This is a genomic window from Mycobacterium sp. TH-M11, from assembly GCF_057473725.1.
This window is the reverse complement of the sequence record NZ_JBYCLD010000531.1, coordinates 1-2,511: the sequence shown is the minus strand read 5'-3', so window position 1 is coordinate 2,511 and position 2,511 is coordinate 1. Positions and strand designations below refer to the sequence as shown.

General features: G+C 65.0%; 2 protein-coding genes. One reads left to right on the top strand and one right to left on the bottom strand.

From position 1 onward, the window contains the following. Positions 1-130 (bottom strand): hypothetical protein (locus AC2VOG_RS20155; protein ID WP_486941588.1); only part of this gene is annotated, 130 nt, incomplete at its 3' end. Between the two features lie 204 nt (positions 131-334). Between AC2VOG_RS20155 and AC2VOG_RS20150 the strand changes: the two genes are divergently transcribed. Then, positions 335-2,272, top strand: coding sequence for a flavin-containing monooxygenase (locus AC2VOG_RS20150; protein WP_486941587.1), 1,938 nt, complete (start codon positions 335-337; stop codon positions 2,270-2,272). Positions 2,273-2,511: the final 239 nt, after the last annotated feature.

Genomic DNA, 2,511 nt, shown 5'->3' with positions numbered 1-2,511 from the left:
CGGTCAACTCGCCGATGATCGCGGTTGCCAATCCATAGGCGGCGCGGGCCATCAGCGCGCCCTCGGGCAGCCCGGCCAACAGCGGCGCTTCAGCCTCGCGAATCGCATCCGCCGAGTAGTAATGCCGCATCATGTTCAGACTACGGGCAGACGAAAGCGCGTCCAGTCGATTAGACGGGCTAAAACCAACCCCCGCATGGCCGCGAAGCGCGGAAACCTTGATCGGGCGCAAGCCCGCGCGTATCGTGGAATTCCAATTACGAAACCGTGCGTATCGTAATTCGAAGGTTTCGCCGCAGGCGCTCATCGATGACGCGAAAGGATCCCACCCTTGGTGCGCAGCCGTTACGCGGGCCAACCTTTCACCACCTCCGACACCGACATTGCCGCCGCGCTCGAGCAGGTCAGCGTTCCCACCCTGCTGCTGTCGCTGGTACACATCACCGGCGACGCCCGCTTCGTACGCGACTTCAAGCCCGCCGGGATCTTCCTCAACGAAGTCCAGGGCTTCATGTCCGAAGAGGACAAGGCCCGCGCCCGCGCCCAGGCGTTGCCGGTGATCGCCGACTACCGCGACCGCGGTTGCCCGGAGCCCGCTCCGCTTCCGCCGGAGCTCATCAAGGAAATGATGGACTGGGCGGCCTGCGAGAGCGTCCCGGAGGATTATCTGCCGCTGCTCGCCGAGGAGATGGATCTGGCCGGCGTCGATCCCCGCCGGCCGGCGCCGCTGGACTCCGACCGGGCCGCCCAGGTTCCGGTGGTGGTCATCGGCTGCGGCGAATCGGGAATCCTGGCCGGACTTCGCCTGCAGCAGGCCAACATTCCGTTCACCATCCTCGAGAAGAACGCCGGGCCCGGGGGCACGTGGTGGGAGAACAGCTACCCGGGCGCACGTGTCGACGTGGCCAACCACTTCTACTGCTACAGCTTCGAGCCCAGCAACGCCTGGTCGCACTTCTTCGCCGAGCAGTCCGAGCTGCAGCGCTATTTCACTAATGTGATGGACAAGCATCATCTCAACGATCATGTGCGCTGGCAGTCCGAAGTCGTGGCGGTCGAGTGGGACGACGAAGACGGCATGTGGACGATCACCTCCCGCGAAGGTGACGAGGGCCTGACCACGATGCGGGCGCGCGCCGTGATCACCGCCGTCGGCCAGCTCAACCGCCCACACATTCCAGAGTTCCCCGGCGCGAAGGATTTTCGCGGTCCGTCCTTTCATTCCGCGGCGTGGGACCATTCCGTCGACCTCACCGGCAAGCGGGTTGCGCTGATCGGTGCCGGCGCCAGCGGATTCCAGATCGCCCCGGCCATCGCCGACGACGTCGAGCACCTCACCGTCTTTCAGCGCACCGCGCAGTGGATGTTCCCCAACGCGATGTACCACGACCAGGTCGGCGACGGCGTGCGCTGGGCCATTGACCATCTGCCGTACTACGGCCGTTGGTATCGGTTCCTGGTGCTCTGGCCCGGATCCGACAAGGGCCTCGACGCCGCGCGGGTAGACCCGGACTACGCCGACCAGGACTACGCCGTCAGCGAGATCAACGCTCTCGCCCGGATGATGTTCACCGACTGGATCACCGGTCAGGTCGACGGCGACGAAGAACTGCTCGCCAAAGTGCTACCGGACTACCCGGCGACCGGCAAACGTACGCTGCAGGACAACGGCACCTGGCTGCGCACGCTGCGACGCGACAACGTCGACCTGGTGCGAACACCGATCCGGCAGATCACCGCCGACGGTGTCGTCACCGAAGATGACTCGGCCCACGACGTCGATATCATCGTGTACGCCACCGGTTTTCGTCACACCGACGTGTTGTGGCCGATGACGATCACCGGCCGAGACGGGGCCGACCTGCACGAAGTCTGGGGCACCAAGCCGTTCGCCTATCTGGGCATCACCGTCCCGCAGTTCCCCAACTTCTTCGTCATCTACGGGCCAGGTGCACATCTCGCGCACGGCGGCAGCCTGATCTTCAACTCCGAATTGCAGATGCGCTACATCAACAGCTGCCTGGCGAAATTGGCCGAGGCAGGCATGCATTCGATCGAGCCGACCGCCGAGGCGGCGGCGGACTGGCATCGGCGCACCCAAGCCGAGATCAACCAGATGGTTTGGGCGCACCCGAAAGTCAAGCACTCCTACTTCAAAAACGCCGACGGCGAAATTCACACGGTCAGCCCGTGGCGCCTCAACGAGTATTGGGCGGCCACCCGCGAACCGGACTGGTCCGCCTACCTGACCCGAAGGTCTATTCGACGGTAGCCGCATCGTCACTCGACGGTGACCGATCGTCTCGTTCCTCCTCGCCGCGTCCCGCGGCGCATCGTCACTCGACGCTGACCCGATTGTCTCGTTCCTCCTCGCCGCGTCCCGCGGCGCATCGTCACTCGACGCTGACCCGATAGTCTCGCTCCTCCTCGCCGCGTCCCGCGGCGCATCGTCACTCGACGGTGACCGACTTGGCCAGGTTGCGCGGCTTGTCGACGTCGTAGCCGCGGGCC